The organism is Roseovarius sp. E0-M6, from assembly GCF_037083845.1.
Taxonomy (GTDB): Bacteria; Pseudomonadota; Alphaproteobacteria; order Rhodobacterales; family Rhodobacteraceae; genus Roseovarius.
On record NZ_JBAPLA010000001.1, the window covers coordinates 825251 to 842220 of the forward strand.

The window sequence follows — 16970 nt, forward strand, 5'->3', positions numbered from 1 at the left end:
AGAAGAAAGGCCGGATGTGGCTAAGGTGAAGCGGATCAATCTTGGGCTTCAGGGCGGGGGCGCGCACGGGGCCTATACATGGGGTGTGTTGGACCGTCTTCTGGAGGATGAGCGCATCGAGATTGCCGCGATGTCAGGGACATCGGCGGGGGCGATGAATGGTGCCGCGCTCAAGGCGGGGTGGGTCGAGAACGGGCGCGAGGGTGCGCGGGCCCGGTTGGCCTGGCTGTGGGAACGAATGGGCGCGGTGGAGGATATGCGCTGGCCGGCCTGGATGGGAGCGGGATTGCCGACTTCGGGTCTCAACCGCACCATGGCCCTTTCGGTGCCCTTTGCCATGGCCGATAGTGTGAGCCGGTCGGTATCGCCCTATTTCTATGGGCCGTTCTATCGCAATCCATTGCGACCGATTGCCGAGGCGTTCGAGTTCGACAAGGTTTGCGCGCCCGAGGGCCCCGCGCTGTTCGTCTGTGCCACCAACGTGCGCAGTGGCAAGATACGGGTTTTTCCCGAGGCCGAGGTCAGCACTGACGTTCTTTTGGCGTCGGCCTGTCTTCCGACAATGTTTCAGGCGGTCGAGATCGGCGGTGAGCATTACTGGGACGGTGGATACACCGGCAATCCGGCGATTTTCCCGCTGTTTCGCGAGGGGCTTCCGCAGGATGTGGTGGTGATCAACATCAATCCGCTCGAACGCAGTGAGGTGCCACGCGCCGCCCATGACATTCAGAACCGGATCAATGAAATCAGCTTCAACAGTTCGCTTCTGCGGGAACTGCGCGCGATCAGTTTCGTTCAACGATTGCTTGATGAGGGGGCGCTGTCATCGGGCACGATGAAACGGGTGCTGGTCCACATGATCGCCGATGACGGCCTGATGCGTGATCTGTCGGTCGCGACCAAGATGGTGCCCGTCCCGGAATTGCTGTGGAAATTGCGCGACGCGGGGCGGGTGGCCGCCGATGCTTTTCTCGCCGCGCATTTCGATGATCTCAACGAACGCAGCACGATCGACCTTGCCGAAATGTTCAGCTGAGTTTGCCGTCGGTGTCGTCTTCGGAACTGACGGCCTTCTGGCCCGGATAGACGAGGCCGGCGGAGATCACCAGTTTGGCGGCATCCTCGATCGACATGTCGAGCTCGATCACGTCCTCCTTGGGCAGGAAAAGAAGGAAACCCGACGTCGGGTTCGGTGTGGTGGGCAAGAAAATCGACAGGAGTTCATCGCCGGTCTCGGCCTTGGCGGCTATCTCGCCCTTGGCCGTGGTCGAAATGAAACCGATGGCCCATATGCCCTTGCGGGGATATTGTAGCAGGCACGCCTTCTCGAAGCTGCGTTCCGACTGGGCAAAGACCGTTTCGGAGATCTGTTTCACCCCTGAATAGATCGAGCGCACAACCGGCAGCCTGTCGACGAGGCTTTCGGCCCAGGCGATGAGCGAGCGACCGATAAGGCCCTTGGCGATCCAGCCTACGGTGAGCGTGAAGAGCAGGAACACGACCACGCCCAGCCCGTGAATGTTGATCTTGACCCAATCGGCCTCGTCGGGACGTGTGTTGCCGAGGATGTAATTGTTGATCAGGTATTCGGGCTGATAGGCGTTGGGCAGGAACGGCAGGACCACACCATCGACAAAGCCGATCAGCGACCACAGAAGCCAGATCGTGAGGAACACCGGCGCGATGACCACCAGCCCGGTGAGAAAGCTTGCGCGGAGACCGGAGAAACGGCCGCTTCGGGGGCGCGGCTTGGGGTCATCATCAAAAGGAGTGTTCATGCGTGGGCCATTCAAAGCTTGATCCGACATATCTAAGGGTAAACATGCCGGGCGACAACGCCTGAGACAGGCGGTTGGACATTCATCGTCGACCCCCCTTGCGCCTTGTGCCAGACAGGGTTATACGCGCGCCATTCAATCCGCAGGCATGGGCGGGCTGATCGGGGGAGACATCCCCGGCGGTCCACCGGTTGAGGCGCTGTCTCTCTGTCCCTTGCCGAGGCGAAAACCGGAAAAGGAAAACGACCATGGCTCTTCCCGAGTTCTCCATGCGTCAGCTGCTTGAAGCTGGCGTTCACTTTGGCCACCAGACGCAGCGTTGGAACCCCCGTATGGGCGAGTTCATCTATGGCGCGCGCAACGGCATTCACATTGTCGATCTGACACAAACCGTTCCCATGCTGGACGCCGCGCTCAACGCGGTCCGTGAGACCGTCGCAAAGGGCGGCCGTGTTCTTTTTGTCGGCACCAAGCGTCAGGCTAGCGGGCCCGTTGCCGAAGCCGCCGAGAAAAGCGCGCAGTTCTACATGAACCACCGTTGGCTGGGTGGCACGCTGACCAACTGGCAGACCGTCAGCAAGTCGATCAAGCGCCTCAAGGAAATCGATGAGACACTTGAGGCCGGTGCCGAGGGCATGACCAAGAAAGAGCGTCTGGGCATCGAGCGCGATCAGGAAAAACTTCAGGCGAGCCTTGGCGGTATTGCCGAGATGGGTGGCACGCCCGACATGCTGTTCGTCATTGACGTCAAGAAAGAGGCGCTGGCCGTTGCCGAAGCCAACAAGCTTGGCATTCCTGTCGTGGCTGTCGTTGACACCAACTGCTCGCCCGATGGTATCGATTACATCATCCCCGGCAATGACGACGCCGCACGCGCCATTTCGCTGTATTGCGATCTGGTGAGCCGCGCCGCGCTTGACGGTATGTCGGCCCAGATGGGTGCGGCGGGCGTCGATGTGGGAGCGCTGGCCGAAGCACCGACCGAGGAGGCGCTTGTTGAAGGTGGCGTCGAGACCGGCGACGTGAGCGACGAGACCGCGCATGACGATGCAATGCAGAAAGGCGCGCCTCTGGACATCAAGTCCACCGAGGAAGTCCGCGAGGATGCCAAGGAAGAGGCCAAGGAAGACGCCAAGGGCTGAGCGCCCGACGTGTCACATGCATGACATGGGGGCAGGGCACACCCTGTCCCTGACACTAAGATGATGTGAGGAGGCCGACATGGCAATCACTGCTGCAATGGTTAAACAACTGCGCGACACGACAGGCGCGGGCATGATGGACGCCAAGAAGGCGCTGACCGAAACCGAGGGCGACATGGACGCCGCCGTTGATTGGCTGCGCACCAAGGGTCTTGCGAAAGCCGCCAAGAAATCCGACCGGACCGCAGCCGAGGGGCTTGTCGCGGTCAAGGTCGAGGGCGGACGTGGTGTGGCCGTCGAAGTGAACGCGGAAACCGATTTCGTCGCCAAGAACTCGGACTTCCAGGCGATGGTTTCGGACATCGCGGACGCCGCGGTCAAGGTCGATGATATCGACGCGCTGGCACAGGCCGATCTGGGCGGGAAATCCGTGGCTGACACGATCACCGACAAGATCGCCACCATCGGCGAGAACATGAGCCTGCGGCGCATGGCCTCGATCGAGGGCGAAACCGTTGTATCTTACGTGCACAACGCGGCCGCCGACGGCATGGGCAAAATCGGTGTTTTGGTGGCGCTCAAAGGTGGCGACAACGCCTTTGGTAAGCAGATCGCGATGCATATCGCCGCGACCAACCCTGCCGCCCTGAATGAGGCCGAGCTGGATCAGGATGTCGTCGAGAAAGAGCGTCAGGTCCAGATCGACATCGCGAAGGAGTCGGGTAAACCCGACGCCGTGATCGAAAAGATGATCGTCGGCCGCATGAAGAAATTCATGTCCGAAGTTACGCTTCTGGGTCAGGCTTTCGTGATCAATCCCGATATGACAGTCGAAGAGGCCGCCAAGGACGCAGGCGCCGAGATCACCGGCTATGTCCGGCTTGAGGTGGGCGAAGGTATCGAAGTCGAAAAAGAAGACTTCGCCGCCGAGGTGGCCAAGGCCGCTCAAGGGTAAGAGCACACGACGGTTCGTATTGAGCGGGGCGCCTACGGGGGCCCCGTTTTTCTTTGCGCGTTGGGTTTTCTTGAATGACGTTCTGAGCCTGAATAGCGCGTTCATACGGCTTGCCTCTGGCGCGCGGCTTGGCCCAGCTTAACGCTGGCGCGATGTTTCAGGCGATGTCGACACGTCCGGGTTACGACAGGCCGGAGAGTGAGCACGCGAGTGATGATCGTAAGATACGAAAAACCCCGCCCTGTGAGGGGCGGGGGTCATCATGTCAGACAGTCCGTGTGATCAGAAGCTCACGCCGACCTTGAACCCAACGCTGACGGCGCTGTTGTCGTTGAAGTTGGCGCGGGCCGTGTCCGGCGTGCCGGTTTCGGGGCGCGCATCGCCCAGCCACGTGTAGCGAAGACCACCCGAGAAATCGACATTGTCGGTGATCTGATACTTGCCGCCGATGGCGACCGAGGTTGACCCGTCGGTGGGCGAAAGCGGCGACACGAGATTGTCGGAGCCGCCTTCTTCATAGGTGACGGAGATGCTTCCCGAGAAGCGGTCGTTGAACTGGCGGCCAACGCCGATCTCATAGGTCCATGCCTCGTCGATCTCGGCAAGGTTGGGAACCGCGCTTGGCGGATTGAGCGAGAACTCCTCCCAATCGGACCAGCGGACCGAGCCGAAGACAAGCGTGCCCGGGGCGACACCCGATTGCACCGCGAGCTTGACCGATTGCGGCAAGGTCACGTTGGTGACACCGGTGGAAACAAAGCCGGGCGCGCCGGCGGGCTGTTCCTGTGTCTTCATCGTGAGGTCAATTTCGGAGTGATAGGTCAGCGCCGCGCGGAAGGCGATGTCCGGGATCTCGTAGGCCGCGCCAACGACATAGCCATAGCCGGTGTCGGAGGCGAAGCGCACGTTGTAGCCGTTGAGCGGGCCATAAGCCAAACCAGAAAGAGAGATCGCGCCATCGGCGTTGACGAGGCGCGGACCACCGTAGACCGAGAACCGGTCGGAAAACTTGTAGCGTGCAAGCGCGGTCAGCCCGAAGCTGTCGGCCTCGGCCGAGGTGCCGCCGAGAAGCGTGGTGGCCGGGTTGCCAGAATACTGGACATCGGCGCCATAAGGCTGATCCATGATGACCGCGAACGAGAGTTTCTCGTTATACTGGTATTTGACCGCGAAGCCCCATTGTGTGAACTGGTTGGCCACGTCGCCGGGGTTGTTGCCCAGAAGGTCTCGGCCCGTGACGTCAGGCACGGCGGTGCCGAAGCTGAGTTCAAGGCGGTTGCCGTCTTCGAAGATGATGTCGATCGGCGTGCCGCTGCGGTCAAGGCCTCCGGCGTGGGCCGATCCGGCAGAGATTGCAAGCGCGGAGACCGCCGTTAACAGAGTGGATTTCATGGTTACGCTCCTCCAAAACCAATTGACCTGACCCTATCTAGGCCTGTTCCGCGCTCAAATACTGACGCGGCGTCATGGCAAATTGCTGGGGTGCAGGGTGTCGGAAATGACACAGATTTGTAACGGCTCACCGCTTTTTGCGGGTCTCGAGCAGGATATTGGCGTAATTCGCGGCAAAAATGATGCCGGCGCCGACGAAGACGAGCATGTCGAGCGACTCGCCATAAAAGAGCATTCCGATCACCGCGATAATCGGCAGCCGCGCAAAATCCACCGGCATCACGACGGTGGCAGGCGCGAGCGAAAGCGCCTTGGTCAGACAAAAATGCGCAAAGAGCCCGCCAAGCGCGATCACCACCAGCCACGGCAGCGACACGAGGTCGGGCAGGGCGATATCACCGTCGATGCCCGCGCAGATCACGCCGAACGCGGCCTGAATCACGGTCATCCAGAAGAGGATGCAGGTCAGGCTCTCGGTTCGTGTGAGCTTGCGGGTGAAAATCGCGGTCACGGCAAAGCCAATACCCGCTGTGGCCGCCGCCCCGAGGCCCCAGCTTAGGGTGTCTGGGCTTGGTCGGGTGACGATGAGAATGCCGATGAACCCCACGAGCGCGGCAAGAGCTCGGCGCGATGTCAATCGCTCACCGAGCACCAGCGGCGCAAGCAACAGCGCCCAGAGTGGCGCGGTGAATTCGAGCGCGAAAACCTGTGCCAGCGGAATGACCGTGATGGCATAGAACCAGAGGTTCTGACCGGCGAAATGCGCCACGTTGCGGATCACGTGGGTGCCCGGACTACGCAGGGTGATCTGGGATGCCGTCCCCATGAGGGTGGCCACCACGATCACGATGAGGAGCCCGAAAACACTGCGATACATCATGATTTCGAACGTGTCGAACGCGAAGCTGACCTCGCGTCCGGCCACAGCCATCGCCGAGAACGAGCAGATCAGCCCGATCATCCACAACGCCGCGCGCGCCGTATCGTCGAAGCGTGGAGTGGGAAGGGGATGCGGCGCGTCGGACATGTGCAAGCGTTACCGACGTGCCACGAGGGTTACAAGTTCCGCGAACCCTAATCCCCGAGAGGCAAGGAACAACAGCCCGTGACAAAACTCCGGTTGCCCGACCGGGTCAGAAGAAAATCGACCTGCCAGGGATAGTCGCGGTCACTCATGCCATCATTGCACTGTCGAGCTTCGAAAATGGCCTCGCCGTTACTCCCGGGGCCTTCCATGGACACAAGAGCGGGCCACGCGAGACGCCCCTGCGCCACGAGGGTGTCCGCGATGTTGAGGTCGAGATCGCTGCCGCCGATATCTGAGTAGCGTGCCGAGGCCGCACCGAGGGACAGCCCCCAGAAGGGCTCGGCTCCGCTGCATTCAAGGCCGACGGGCAAACCGCTTTTGCCAAGGGTCGGCTGTGGATCGGGGGCGAGAAACCGCATGGATATCCAGCCGTTTCCTTCGTTCCAGAGGATGCGCCCCCAACCGCCCGAGGCATCGGTGCGTGACACTTCGATCGCCGTGGCATCATGAGCGAGATCGCCGATATCCGCGCTGCTTGCGTCGGGGGCGGACCGGACGTTGAGCGTGTCGTCCGAGGCAACGCCGGTCACGCGGTGATAGCTCGGCTCTGCCAAGGCGAGGGTGGGCGCGGCGAGAGCGGTCGCAAGGGCGAGGGTGAGGGCGCGCATGGGGCCTCCTTCGGGCGATGTCAGATGCAGGACAACCTAGCGAAAAACAGATCGGATTCCTACTGGCCTTTGCGAAGCGGCATGGCCTGCGTCAGGCAAACGGGCGGATTGCCCCGATGCGAAGGGCCCGCTCTCGGCCCACATTGATCGTGGTCAAGTCGCGCGCCGTGAAACTCTGTTACGCTTGGCGGTAAACAAGAGGAGGTTCGTATGGAAGACCTGATCAAACTCGGACGGGATTTCGTTGAGGCGATGGTGACGCGTCGGGGCATCGCGCATGTCGACGAAGTCTATGCCGAAAACGCGCAATCGGTGGAAGCTGTCGTGCCTCCCGGGCGCGATGTACGGATCGCCAAGGGGCGTGGCGCAATCAGAGCGAAACGCGAGGATTGGGCGGCAACGCATGACATCCACACGCTCGAGGCGGATGGTCCTTACATCCATCCGCCCAATCGCTTCGCCGTGCGTCTCGAGGCGGACGTGACGCAGAAGGCCAGCGGGAAGAAAATGACCTTGCGGGAGATTGCGATTTATACAGTCGAGGACGGCAAGATCGCCCGCGAAGAGTTCTTCATGCTGCCGAAATAGGTTGTGCGATTATGGCTGGCAGGGGACGCGCAACAGGGCTGCGCGGTCACGTGGTGCGCCGTGGTTAGGATTTAACTGATCTAAGGTTTCGAAACTTCGACTTGTTCCGGGTTTCGCCGAGTGTGCAGTGTTGGAGTGCAACGGACTACCCGATACGCTTGGAAATCATTCTTCAACGCTGTCGCCTTCTGAGTCGGGAGACGTAATCATGGTAGATTCAACCGATCGTGCCTTTGTTGGAAACCATCAGTTCGGTATGGGCTATGAACCGACCTATAGCGGCGCGAACAGCCTCTTTCGCAGACAATATTCGCGTGATCTTGACGGTGTCGATATCGTCGCGTGGGGGGTGCCCTATGACCTGAGTGTCACCAATCGACCCGGCTGCCGGTTCGGACCGCGCGGCATTCGCGCCGCGTCGACCAATCTCGCTTGGGACGGAGGCCCGTGGTTTTGGGAGTTTGATCCCTTCGAAAAGCTACGGATGGTGGATTACGGCGATTGTACGTTCGACCCCGGATTTCCGACGGAAATCCCTGAAACGATTTACGAGGAAGCCAAGGGTATTCTGGCCTCAGGCGCGCTTCTTCTGACGATGGGCGGAGACCATTCGGTGACCGAACCTGTGTTGCGGGCGCAGGCCGAACGATATGGTCCGATCTCCCTGATCCAGATAGATGCGCATTCCGACACATGGGAAGAAAATCCCAGACGGTTCGATCATGGGTCAATGTTTTATCACGCCGCTCAAGACGGTATTTTGGACGCGGAGCATTCGGTTCAGGCCGGGCTTCGCACCTACAACGCAAAATCGCACGGGTTCAACACGCTGACGGCCGAGTTCGTCCACGAACAAGGCGTTGCAGCGACCGTGGAGCGGATCAAGCAGGTGGTGGGCGACCGCCCGGCCTACCTGACCTTTGACATCGACGCGCTGGACCCGGCCTTTGCGCCCGGCACCGGAACGCCGGTTTGCGGGGGCCTAAGCACATGGCAGGCGATGTCGCTGATCCGAAAGCTGGGCGGTGTGAACCTGATTGGTGCGGATGTTGTGGAGGTCTCTCCGCCCTTTGATCATGCAGAGATCACCGCGCTTGCCGGGGCGACCATTCTGCTTGAAATGATCTGCCTGATCGCATCGAAAAAATAGGACAAGACAGGCGGAGCGCGGTGATCGGAGAGGTGCTTTGCCGCGCCCCGCCGTTGCGCGGGCTTTAAGGTCAGGTTTCCGAACTGTCGCTTGGTCCTGCGCAGAAGCGCGCCCCGGTTTGATTTCGAATGTCAGCCTTGGCACCGCCCTGTCGGGAGCTCAGGCCTGCGCCGCCGACGCTTACTCCCACTCGATCGTGCCCGGAGGTTTGGATGTCACGTCATAGGTGACACGGTTGATGCCGCGCACCTCGTTGATGATGCGTGTCGCCGTCTCACCGAGGAAATCGTGGCTGAAGGGATAGTAGTCCGCTGTCATCCCGTCCACCGAGGTGACGGCGCGCAGAGCGCAGGCGTAATCATAGGTGCGCCCGTCGCCCATCACGCCCACGGTGCGCACCGGCAGGATGGCGACGAAGGCCTGCCAAATTTCGTCGTAGAGGCCGTGTTTGCGGATTTGGTCGATATAGACCGCGTCAGCCTTGCGCAGGATATCAAGCTTGTCGCGGCTGATCGCACCGGGACAACGGATGGCGAGGCCGGGACCGGGGAAAGGGTGGCGTCCGATGAAACTGTCGGGCAGGCCAAGTTCGCGCCCCAATGCGCGCACCTCGTCCTTGAAGAGTTCGCGCAGCGGTTCGACAAGCTTCAGGCCCATCTTCTCGGGTAGGCCGCCGACATTGTGGTGCGACTTGATCGTGACCGAGGGACCGCCCGAGAACGAGACAGATTCGATCACGTCAGGATAGAGCGTGCCCTGCGCGAGGAACTCCGCGCCGTCGATGCGGTCAGCATGTTTCTGGAACACGTCGATAAAGAGGCGGCCAATAGTTTTTCTTTTTTCTTCCGGGTCGCTTACGCCCTCAAGCTCACCTAGAAAGAGATCGGATTCATCGGCGTGGATCAGCGGGATATTATAGTGATCGCGGAACATCGTGACCACTTCCTCGGCCTCGTTGAGGCGCAGGAGGCCGTGATCAACAAAAACACAGGTCAGTTGATCCCCGATCGCCTCGTGAATCAGCACCGCAGCGACACTCGAATCAACGCCGCCCGACAGGCCGCAGATAACCTTGCGATCGCCCACCTCTTCGCGGATCTTGCGGATGGCCTCGTCGCGGTAGGCGTCCATGGTCCAGTCGCCCTTGAAGCCGGCGGCGCGCACGAAGTTCTCGTAAAGCGTCTTGCCGTTGGGGGTGTGATGAACCTCGGGGTGGAACTGCACTGCGTAGAAATGCCTCTCGGCATCCGCCGTGATCGCGAAAGGGGCGCCGGGGGACGTCCCATAAACGGCAAAACCCGGTGCAATTTCAGCGACATGGTCGCCATGGCTCATCCAAACCTGCTCGCGTCCGCTGCCATCCATGAACCAACCTGTCAGAAGGTCGATACGGTCTTCTTCGGGGGTGACGAAGGCCCGACCGAATTCGGCCGTTGCGTGCTCGCCCGCTTCGACGCGCCCGCCCAGATCGTGCATCATCACCTGCTGACCATAGCATATGCCAAGGATCGGCACGCCCAGATCGTAAATCGCGCGTGGTGGCCGCGGAGAGCCCTCGCGCATCACTGAATCCGGCCCGCCCGACAGGATGATCGCGCGCGGCGCGAACTCGGCCAAAAACGCATCGGTCACGTTCTGGTAGGGATGGATTTCGCAATAAACGCTCAGTTCGCGCAGCCGGCGCGCGATGAGCTGTGTGACCTGACTGCCGAAATCTATGATGAGCAGGCGGTCGTGGTTTTCGGTGATGGTGTCTGTGATCATGGCAAGCGTCGTAAGCGCAAGACCAGTGATGCGCAAGATGTCGCGGGCGCAGGACGGGCCCGGAAAACTGAAATTGCCGCGTTGTGATGTCGCTTTCGCGTCTCAGGTGGCGGATATATCCTCCGAAAGCCCCGGTCGCTGCGATAAACCAAGCACCAATCGGTGCCCGGAATTGGGCGCGGCAGTGAACAAGGGATGTCGAAGATGGCAGAAGCAGCAGAAGCACGCAGACGTGGACGTGGTGGCGGAGGTGCGGCCCGGCGCGCCGAGCGCACGACCGTGCGGATCGAAACCGCGAAGTATATTCAGCGCAACATCCCGAACTTCGAGGTGCTGAACGAAGAGGCCCTCGACATCATTGAAACCAATGCCGAGACCATCCTTGCCGAAGTGGGGGTCAATTTCGTTGACAACCCTCCCGCGCTCGAGCGGTGGCGCGATGCGGGCGCGGATGTCGATGGAGAACGGGTGCGCATTCCCCGTGGTCTGGCAAGGAAACTTATCTCGACCGCACCCGGAGAGTTCACACAGCATGCGCGCAACCCCGAGAAATCGGTGGTTGTCGGCGGTCGCAACCTTGTTCTTGCGCCTGTCTATGGCCCGCCTTTCGTGCGCGATGTCTCGGGGGGGCGCCGTTATGCGACGATGGCGGATTTCGAGAAATTCGTGAAGCTGACCTATATGTCGAAATGGCTGCATCATTCGGGTGGCACGATCTGTGAGCCGACGGATATCCCGGTCAACAAGCGCCACCTCGATATGCTGATGGCGCACATGACCCTATCGGACAAGCCGTTTATGGGTTCGGTCACCGACCCATCGCGTGCGCAGGACAGCGTGGAGATGTGCGAAATCCTGTTCGGCAAGGAGTTTGTTCAGGACAACACGGTGATGACATCGCTGACCAACATCAACTCGCCGATGACCTTCGACGATGTGATGATGGGCTCGCTGGAGGTGTTTGCGGCGAACAATCAGGCCTGCATCATCTCGCCCTTCATCGTGGGCGGCGCGATGGCGCCGGTCAGCGTCGCGGGCACCCTGACACAGGTTCTCGCCGAGGTGATGGCCGGAGTCGCCTACAGTCAACTTGTAAGACCGGGCGCGCCCGCGATCTTTGGCGCGTTCGTCAGTTCGATCGACATGAACTCGGGCGCGCCCACCTTTGGCACACCCGAGGCGTCGCTCATCACGTATGGCGCCGGTCAGCTTGCGCGGCGTCTGGGCCTTCCCTTTCGCTCGGCCGGGTCGTTCTGTGGCTCCAAACTGCCCGATGCACAGGCCGCTTATGAGACGGCGAACAGCCTGAACATGGGGCTTCTGGCCGGTGTGAACTTCATGTTGCATTCGTGTGGTTGGCTCGAGGGCGGCCTTGTGGCCGATTTCGAGAAGTTCGTTCTGGACGCCGATCAACTGGGCGTGCTGCACGGCTTGGCGAAGGGCGTGAACGTGGACGAGAACGGTCAGGCGATGGACGCGATCCGCGAGGTCGGCCCGGGCGGGCATTACCTGGGGTGCGCGCACACGCAGGCCAACTTCAAAGAGGCGTTCTGGAAAACCGAAGTCTTCGACTACAAACCCTTCGAGACTTGGGAAGAAGAGGGCGGCCGCGACAGCCGCACCCTTGCGTCGAGGCGGGTCGAGCACCTGATCACGAACTATCAGCAACCCGCGCTTGATCCCGGTATCCTCGACGGGCTGAACGACTATGTCGCGCGCAAAAAAGACTCGATGCCCGACGCTTTCACCTGAGCCTCGTGCGAGGCGCGCAGCAGTCGCGCCTCGCCCATCAAGGCGATAAGCACGTCCACATGCCGGGCTACGCTGTAGGATGCATCCGATTGGCGGCGCTGAGTGTTCAGCGCCGTTTCCATGTCCAGAAGGCGCCTTACGGCCTGGGCCCCTTTGAATGTGCCGCCATATCCAAGAATACGCGGCAGGTGCGCCTTGCGGGTATATCCGGGAACGCCGATCCGCGCGGCACGTATCAGAAGGCGGGGCCGGCGCAGCGCGGCGAATTCCTTGAGTGTTTCATGCATCGGGACGGTCCTTCTGGCTGTTGGTGGTTCAAGATTACACAACCTAAAAGGGCGTTGCGTGGTTTGCGCAGTCACCGTTCGATCAAGTTTTGCACTGTTAACCATTCGTAAACAATTGTTCTCAGGTGGGAGACAATTAACGAACCGGTAACAAAAACCCCCTTAGGTTGTGTCTGCGCCTGTGGATAAGTCTGTGGAAAAGCAGATCTCCGCAGGATGGGGCGCAAGGGGACTGGAGGATCGACGATGTGGGACGCGATACGCTATGCCGACAGCAATGCAACATTGCCAAGTTGGGTGCCTGAACAGGCGCGCCAGTATCTTGAGCATACCGAAACCGGCGCTCCGATAAGGGCGCTGGCGCGCGCGACGGGCTGTCATGCTTCGACCGTGCTGCGACGTATTCGCACGTATGAAGCCCGTCGTGACGATCTTCTGGTGGATCAGGCGCTTAGGCGTCTGGGCCGCGACATGGCCCGCAAGGGCCCTGCCGGTTCTCCAGCCAAGGAGATGACGACAATGACGATTGATGGGGACTTCGAGACCAAACCGGTCGCCGGCGACTTAAGCCGGGCGCGACTTGAACGCGAGGCGCTGCGCCTCTTGCGGCATCTGATCGAACGGGGTGCGGTGCTTGCCGTGGCGGCGGATATGGAAAAGGCCGTTGTGGTGCGTGACACCGAGGCCGGAACGCAGGCGCGCACGGCCGTCGCCGAAAGTGCAGTAGCCGAGGCGATGGCCCTTAATGGCTGGATCAGTTGCGACGCGCCCGGGCGCATCTCGCGCTATCGGATCACCCGCGAAGGCCGGGCCGAGCTTGGCCGGATGATGGCGCGGGCCGAAAGCGTGGCCTTGGGCGCCACACTGGGCGAGACCCAGGGCCGGGATGAGGAAGAAGTCCTCGCGCAGGGCGCGGTGGAGGCGGGGCGCTGTGCTGCGGGGCTGACGCCGCTCCTTGCGTTGGCGCGGCGGCGTGACAAATCGGGGCGACACTTTCTCTCTGCGGAACTTGTCCGGGCGGGCGAACGCCTACGCGAGGATTTCGAGCTTGGGCACATGGCCACGGGGCAGGTGGCGATGGACTGGAGCCGGGTCATGACCGGGCGCGTTGACGGCTCCGCCCGGTCAGGCCGCGGGTCCGCGCCGTTCTCGGCCACGGATGCGGGGCGTCGGGCGGAAGCCGCGTTGCGCGACCTTGGACCGGGTCTGGGCGATATTGCCCTGCGCTGCTGCTGTAAGCTTGAGGGGTTGGAAAGCGCCGAGAAGCGGATGGGATGGTCGGCACGGTCAGGCAAGATCGTGCTGCGTATCGCGCTTCAGCGGTTGCGCCGGTTCTATGAGGGATTGGGCGATGAGGCGGGCATGATCGGCTAGGCGATGCTCCGCGTCAAAGCGCCTCAGGCGGCAACGAGATGCCCGACACCGTAGGCCACCACAGCGCAGACCGTACCGATAAGCACGGTTTCCCCGACGCTACGGGCGACATGTTCGCCCGTGGCGTTCCAACGTAGAAGGCCCAAGGCAAGCAGCGCACCAAAGGTCGTGATAATCGACAGGTGAAAGGTGTCTTGGCCGGGTTCGAGCATGAAATAGGGCACCAGTGGCGCGGCGCCGAAGACAACAAACGAAACAAACGTAAAGAGGCCGCTGATGATCGGGTTTTCGTCCTCGGGGTTCGCCATACCGAATTCGTAAGTCATCATCAGGTCGGCCATGATCTCGGGGTGGCGACAGAGGATTGAGGCCGCAGTATCGGCCTCACCTGAGGGCACGCCACGCTGTCGCAATATCTCGAAAAGCTCGGTGCGTTCCTGATCAGGGTTTTCCGATATCTCTTGAAGTTCGCTCCGGCGGCGTTCGTGGTAGAGATCATGCTTGGACCGGAGCGACAGGAATTCACCCAGTCCCATGCTGATCGCATCGGCGAAGAGGTTGGCAAGCCCGAACACGATAACCGCCACGCCGCCGATCTGTGCCACGCCCTGCGCCGAAGCACCCGCAAAGCCTGCGACAATGGCGAAGGTGGTGACGATCCCGTCATTGCCGCCATAAACGATTTGCTTGAGAAATTCCTGCGTGCGCCCGAGAGAATGCGCATCACGCCGGTGTTGCCGCCAGTCCATTGTTCCTGCCTTCGCCGGTCTGATTCACCGACCAAAATGCCTTGTGCGCCCGCAAAAGAGAAGGGCGCCCCGTCACATGGGGCGCCCTTTTCCGCGATACCTATGGATCAGGCGAGGTCGAAGCGGTCGGCGTCCATCACCTTGGTCCAGGCTGAGACAAAGTCGCACACGAAGCGCGGCCCGGCGTCGTCTTGCGCATAGACTTCGGCCAGCGCACGCAATTGCGCATTCGACCCGAAAACGAGGTCATAGCGTGTGCCGGTCCATTTTTCTTCGCCGGTCTTGCGGTCCTTGGCGACGAATTCCGACTGATCTTCCTTGGTGGAGGACCATTCGATATCCATGTCGAGCAGATTGACGAAGAAATCGTTGCTCAACTGGCCGGGGCGGTCCGTCAGCACGCCGTGCTTGCTATCGCCATGGGTGGCGCCAAGGGCGCGCATCCCACCCACGAGCACCGTCATTTCCGGCGCTGTGAGCCCCATGAGCTGGGCGCGATCGACCATCAGCTTCTCAACCGGCATCCCGAAGTTCGTCTGGGTGTAATTCCGGAAGCCATCGGCCACGAGTTCGAGATAACCGAAGCTTTCTTCGTCGGTCTGCTCAGCCGTGGCATCGGTCCGACCGGGGGTGAAGGGCACCTCGCAGGGCTCTCCTGCGTCGGCGGCGGCCTTTTCGATGGCTGCGACACCGCCCAGAACGATGAGATCCGCGAGCGACACGCGCTTGCCGCCGCTCTGACCGTTATTGAACGAGGTCTGAACCTCTTCAAGCTTGGCCAGCACGTTGGACAGGCGCTGTGGTTCGTTTACCTCCCAGTCTTTCTGAGGGGCAAGGCGGATGCGGGCACCATTGGCGCCGCCGCGATAGTCGGAACCGCGATACGTAGCCGCCGAGCCCCATGCCGTTTTCACGAGATCGGCAACCGAGAGGCCCGCCGCGAGGATATCTTTCTTGAGCGACTTGATATCGTTGGCGTCGACAAGCTCGTGATCGACAGCCGGAAGGGGATCCTGCCAGATGAAATCTTCTGCAGGAACATCCGGGCCCAGATAGCGGGATTTCGGCCCCATGTCGCGGTGAGTGAGCTTGAACCATGCGCGGGCAAACGCATCCGCGAATTTCTCGGGATTGGCATGGAACTCGCGCGAAATCTTTTCAAAGCCCGGGTCCATGCGCATCGACATGTCTGCGGTGGTCATCATGGGCGGATGCTTTTTATCAGGCTCATGCGCATCCTGAACCATGTGTTCGGGGCGGCAATCCTTGGGCGTCCACTGATGCGCGCCAGCAGGGCTTTTGGTCAGTTCCCATTCATAGCCGAAAAGCACATCGAAATAGCCCATGTCCCACGTGGTCGGGTTGGGTTTCCAGGCGCCTTCGATTCCGGATGTGATCGCATGCTCTGCGATCCCGCTTTCGTAGCTGCTTTTCCAGCCGAATCCCATCGACTCGAGGCCGCCGGCCTCGGGTTCGGGGCCGACATAGATCGGATCGCCCGCGCCATGCGCCTTGCCGAATGTGTGACCGCCGGCAACAAGCGCGACAGTTTCGTCATCATGCATGCCCATGCGCGTGAAAGTTTCGCGCACGTCATGCCCCGATGCGACGGGATCGGGGTTTCCGTCAGGCCCTTCGGGATTGACGTAGATAAGACCCATCTGCACGGCGGCGAGGGGGTTTTCCAACTCGCGTTCGCCAGAGTAGCGGCTGTTTTCCTGATCGGATGTTGCCAGCCATTCTGTCTCGGCGCCCCAATGCACATCGTCTTCGGGGGCGTAAATGTCGGCCCGGCCACCACCGAAGCCCTCAACCTTTCCGCCCATCGATTCGATGGCGCAGTTGCCTGCGAGGATAAGAAGGTCGGCCCAGCTGAGTTGATTGCCGTATTTCTTTTTCACCGGCCAGAGCAGGCGGCGGGCCTTGTCGAGGTTGCCGTTGTCAGGCCAGCTATTGAGCGGCGCGAACCGTTGATTGCCGGTGTTGCCACCGCCGCGGCCGTCCGCGCTCCGGTATGTGCCGGCGGCGTGCCATGCCATGCGGATGAAAAGTGGACCATAATGACCATAGTCGGCGGGCCACCAGTCCTGACTGTCCTTCATCAGGGTGTAGAGGTCATCTTTGACAGCCTGCAGGTCAAGCTTCTGAAATTCCTCGGAATAGTCGAACTCTGATCCCATAGGGCTTGGGTTGCGGCCATGTTGATGCAGGATGCGCAGATCGAGCGCGTCGGGCCACCAGTCGCGGTTCGTGACCGTTTTCTGTTTCGAGAAGGGGCATTTTGTGCCGTCCATGACAGACCTCCGGATATGTTGAGCAGTTTGCGCCGCATGGTCATGCGGGT

The 16970-nt window shown here is 61.0% G+C and carries 15 protein-coding genes; 7 read left to right on the plus strand and 8 right to left on the minus strand.

What is annotated here, in order from left to right; translation table 11 throughout:
- The first annotated feature begins 16 nt into the window (after nucleotides 1-16).
- Nucleotides 17-1036, plus strand: coding sequence for a patatin-like phospholipase family protein (locus tag V8359_RS04075; RefSeq protein WP_336427429.1), 1020 nt, complete (start codon nucleotides 17-19; stop codon nucleotides 1034-1036).
- Here the strand turns inward: V8359_RS04075 and V8359_RS04080 are convergent.
- Nucleotides 1029-1778, minus strand: a complete 750-nt coding sequence (locus V8359_RS04080) for a DUF502 domain-containing protein (RefSeq protein ID WP_336427430.1) — start codon at nucleotides 1776-1778, stop codon at nucleotides 1029-1031. The genes V8359_RS04075 and V8359_RS04080 overlap by 8 nt on opposite strands.
- Nucleotides 1779-2026: 248 nt before the next feature.
- Between V8359_RS04080 and rpsB the strand changes: the two genes are divergently transcribed.
- Both rpsB and tsf read left to right on the plus strand, forming a co-directional pair.
- Nucleotides 2027-2920, plus strand: a complete 894-nt coding sequence (gene rpsB, locus V8359_RS04085) for a 30S ribosomal protein S2 (protein WP_336427431.1) — start codon at nucleotides 2027-2029, stop codon at nucleotides 2918-2920.
- Between the two features lie 79 nt (nucleotides 2921-2999).
- Nucleotides 3000-3875: a translation elongation factor Ts gene (gene tsf / locus V8359_RS04090; protein WP_336427432.1), complete on the plus strand. Its 876-nt coding sequence runs from the start codon at nucleotides 3000-3002 to the stop codon at nucleotides 3873-3875.
- Between the two features lie 282 nt (nucleotides 3876-4157).
- Here tsf and V8359_RS04095 read toward each other — a convergent pair whose 3' ends face one another.
- The 3 genes from V8359_RS04095 to V8359_RS04105 form a co-directional block, all read right to left on the minus strand.
- Entirely contained in the window at nucleotides 4158-5267 is a 1110-nt protein-coding gene (locus tag V8359_RS04095; RefSeq protein WP_336427433.1) for an OmpP1/FadL family transporter, read from the minus strand.
- Nucleotides 5268-5394: 127 nt separating this feature from the next.
- On the minus strand, nucleotides 5395-6294 hold the full coding sequence (locus V8359_RS04100; protein ID WP_336427434.1) for a DMT family transporter: 900 nt from the start codon (nucleotides 6292-6294) through the stop codon (nucleotides 5395-5397).
- Nucleotides 6295-6341: 47 nt separating this feature from the next.
- Nucleotides 6342-6962 carry a COG3650 family protein gene (locus V8359_RS04105; RefSeq protein ID WP_336427435.1) on the minus strand — a complete coding sequence of 207 codons (621 nt, stop codon included), beginning with the start codon at nucleotides 6960-6962 and terminating at the stop codon, nucleotides 6342-6344.
- Between the two features lie 210 nt (nucleotides 6963-7172).
- Here V8359_RS04105 and V8359_RS04110 point away from each other — a divergent pair, with 210 nt between their 5' ends.
- Complete coding sequence (locus V8359_RS04110; protein WP_336427436.1) at nucleotides 7173-7550, plus strand: nuclear transport factor 2 family protein; 378 nt, start codon at nucleotides 7173-7175, stop codon at nucleotides 7548-7550.
- 208 nt (nucleotides 7551-7758) lie between these two features.
- A complete protein-coding gene (gene speB, locus V8359_RS04115; protein WP_336427437.1) occupies nucleotides 7759-8700 on the plus strand; it encodes an agmatinase in 942 nt (313 codons plus the stop codon).
- A gap of 180 nt (nucleotides 8701-8880) precedes the next feature.
- Here speB and guaA read toward each other — a convergent pair whose 3' ends face one another.
- Complete coding sequence (gene guaA, locus V8359_RS04120) at nucleotides 8881-10464, minus strand: glutamine-hydrolyzing GMP synthase (RefSeq protein ID WP_336427438.1); 1584 nt, start codon at nucleotides 10462-10464, stop codon at nucleotides 8881-8883.
- A gap of 204 nt (nucleotides 10465-10668) precedes the next feature.
- Here guaA and V8359_RS04125 point away from each other — a divergent pair, with 204 nt between their 5' ends.
- Nucleotides 10669-12216 carry a trimethylamine methyltransferase family protein gene (locus V8359_RS04125; RefSeq protein WP_336427439.1) on the plus strand — a complete coding sequence of 516 codons (1548 nt, stop codon included), beginning with the start codon at nucleotides 10669-10671 and terminating at the stop codon, nucleotides 12214-12216.
- On the opposite strand, the gene V8359_RS04130 is transcribed toward V8359_RS04125, so the two are convergent.
- Nucleotides 12171-12503, minus strand: coding sequence for a DUF6477 family protein (locus V8359_RS04130; protein ID WP_336427441.1), 333 nt, complete (start codon nucleotides 12501-12503; stop codon nucleotides 12171-12173). The two genes, V8359_RS04125 and V8359_RS04130, sit on opposite strands and share 46 nt — an antisense overlap.
- 246 nt (nucleotides 12504-12749) lie before the next feature.
- Between V8359_RS04130 and V8359_RS04135 the strand changes: the two genes are divergently transcribed.
- Complete coding sequence (locus tag V8359_RS04135) at nucleotides 12750-13877, plus strand: DUF6456 domain-containing protein (RefSeq protein WP_336427442.1); 1128 nt, start codon at nucleotides 12750-12752, stop codon at nucleotides 13875-13877.
- Nucleotides 13878-13900: 23 nt separating this feature from the next.
- Here the strand turns inward: V8359_RS04135 and V8359_RS04140 are convergent, their stop codons facing one another.
- Both V8359_RS04140 and katG read right to left on the minus strand, forming a co-directional pair.
- Entirely contained in the window at nucleotides 13901-14626 is a 726-nt protein-coding gene (locus tag V8359_RS04140) for a VIT1/CCC1 transporter family protein (protein WP_336427443.1), read from the minus strand.
- Nucleotides 14627-14733: 107 nt separating this feature from the next.
- Nucleotides 14734-16920 carry a catalase/peroxidase HPI gene (gene katG / locus V8359_RS04145; protein WP_336427444.1) on the minus strand — a complete coding sequence of 729 codons (2187 nt, stop codon included), beginning with the start codon at nucleotides 16918-16920 and terminating at the stop codon, nucleotides 14734-14736.
- Between the last annotated feature and the right edge of the window lie 50 nt (nucleotides 16921-16970).

What these genes read in the sequence shown, in the direction of transcription:
- V8359_RS04125 (WP_336427439.1), top strand. Translation starts at nt 10,669, where the DNA reads ATGGCAGAAGCAGCAGAAGCACGCAGACGTGGACGTGGTGGCGGAGGT.
- V8359_RS04135 (WP_336427442.1), top strand. Translation starts at nt 12,750, where the DNA reads ATGTGGGACGCGATACGCTATGCCGACAGCAATGCAACATTGCCAAGT.
- rpsB (WP_336427431.1), top strand. Translation starts at nt 2,027, where the DNA reads ATGGCTCTTCCCGAGTTCTCCATGCGTCAGCTGCTTGAAGCTGGCGTT.
- V8359_RS04140 (WP_336427443.1), bottom strand. Translation starts at nt 14,626, where the DNA reads ATGGACTGGCGGCAACACCGGCGTGATGCGCATTCTCTCGGGCGCACG.
- speB (WP_336427437.1), top strand. Translation starts at nt 7,759, where the DNA reads ATGGTAGATTCAACCGATCGTGCCTTTGTTGGAAACCATCAGTTCGGT.
- guaA (WP_336427438.1), bottom strand. Translation starts at nt 10,464, where the DNA reads ATGATCACAGACACCATCACCGAAAACCACGACCGCCTGCTCATCATA.
- tsf (WP_336427432.1), top strand. Translation starts at nt 3,000, where the DNA reads ATGGCAATCACTGCTGCAATGGTTAAACAACTGCGCGACACGACAGGC.
- V8359_RS04080 (WP_336427430.1), bottom strand. Translation starts at nt 1,778, where the DNA reads ATGAACACTCCTTTTGATGATGACCCCAAGCCGCGCCCCCGAAGCGGC.
- V8359_RS04105 (WP_336427435.1), bottom strand. Translation starts at nt 6,962, where the DNA reads ATGCGCGCCCTCACCCTCGCCCTTGCGACCGCTCTCGCCGCGCCCACC.
- V8359_RS04130 (WP_336427441.1), bottom strand. Translation starts at nt 12,503, where the DNA reads ATGCATGAAACACTCAAGGAATTCGCCGCGCTGCGCCGGCCCCGCCTT.
- V8359_RS04095 (WP_336427433.1), bottom strand. Translation starts at nt 5,267, where the DNA reads ATGAAATCCACTCTGTTAACGGCGGTCTCCGCGCTTGCAATCTCTGCC.
- katG (WP_336427444.1), bottom strand. Translation starts at nt 16,920, where the DNA reads ATGGACGGCACAAAATGCCCCTTCTCGAAACAGAAAACGGTCACGAAC.
- V8359_RS04110 (WP_336427436.1), top strand. Translation starts at nt 7,173, where the DNA reads ATGGAAGACCTGATCAAACTCGGACGGGATTTCGTTGAGGCGATGGTG.
- V8359_RS04100 (WP_336427434.1), bottom strand. Translation starts at nt 6,294, where the DNA reads ATGTCCGACGCGCCGCATCCCCTTCCCACTCCACGCTTCGACGATACG.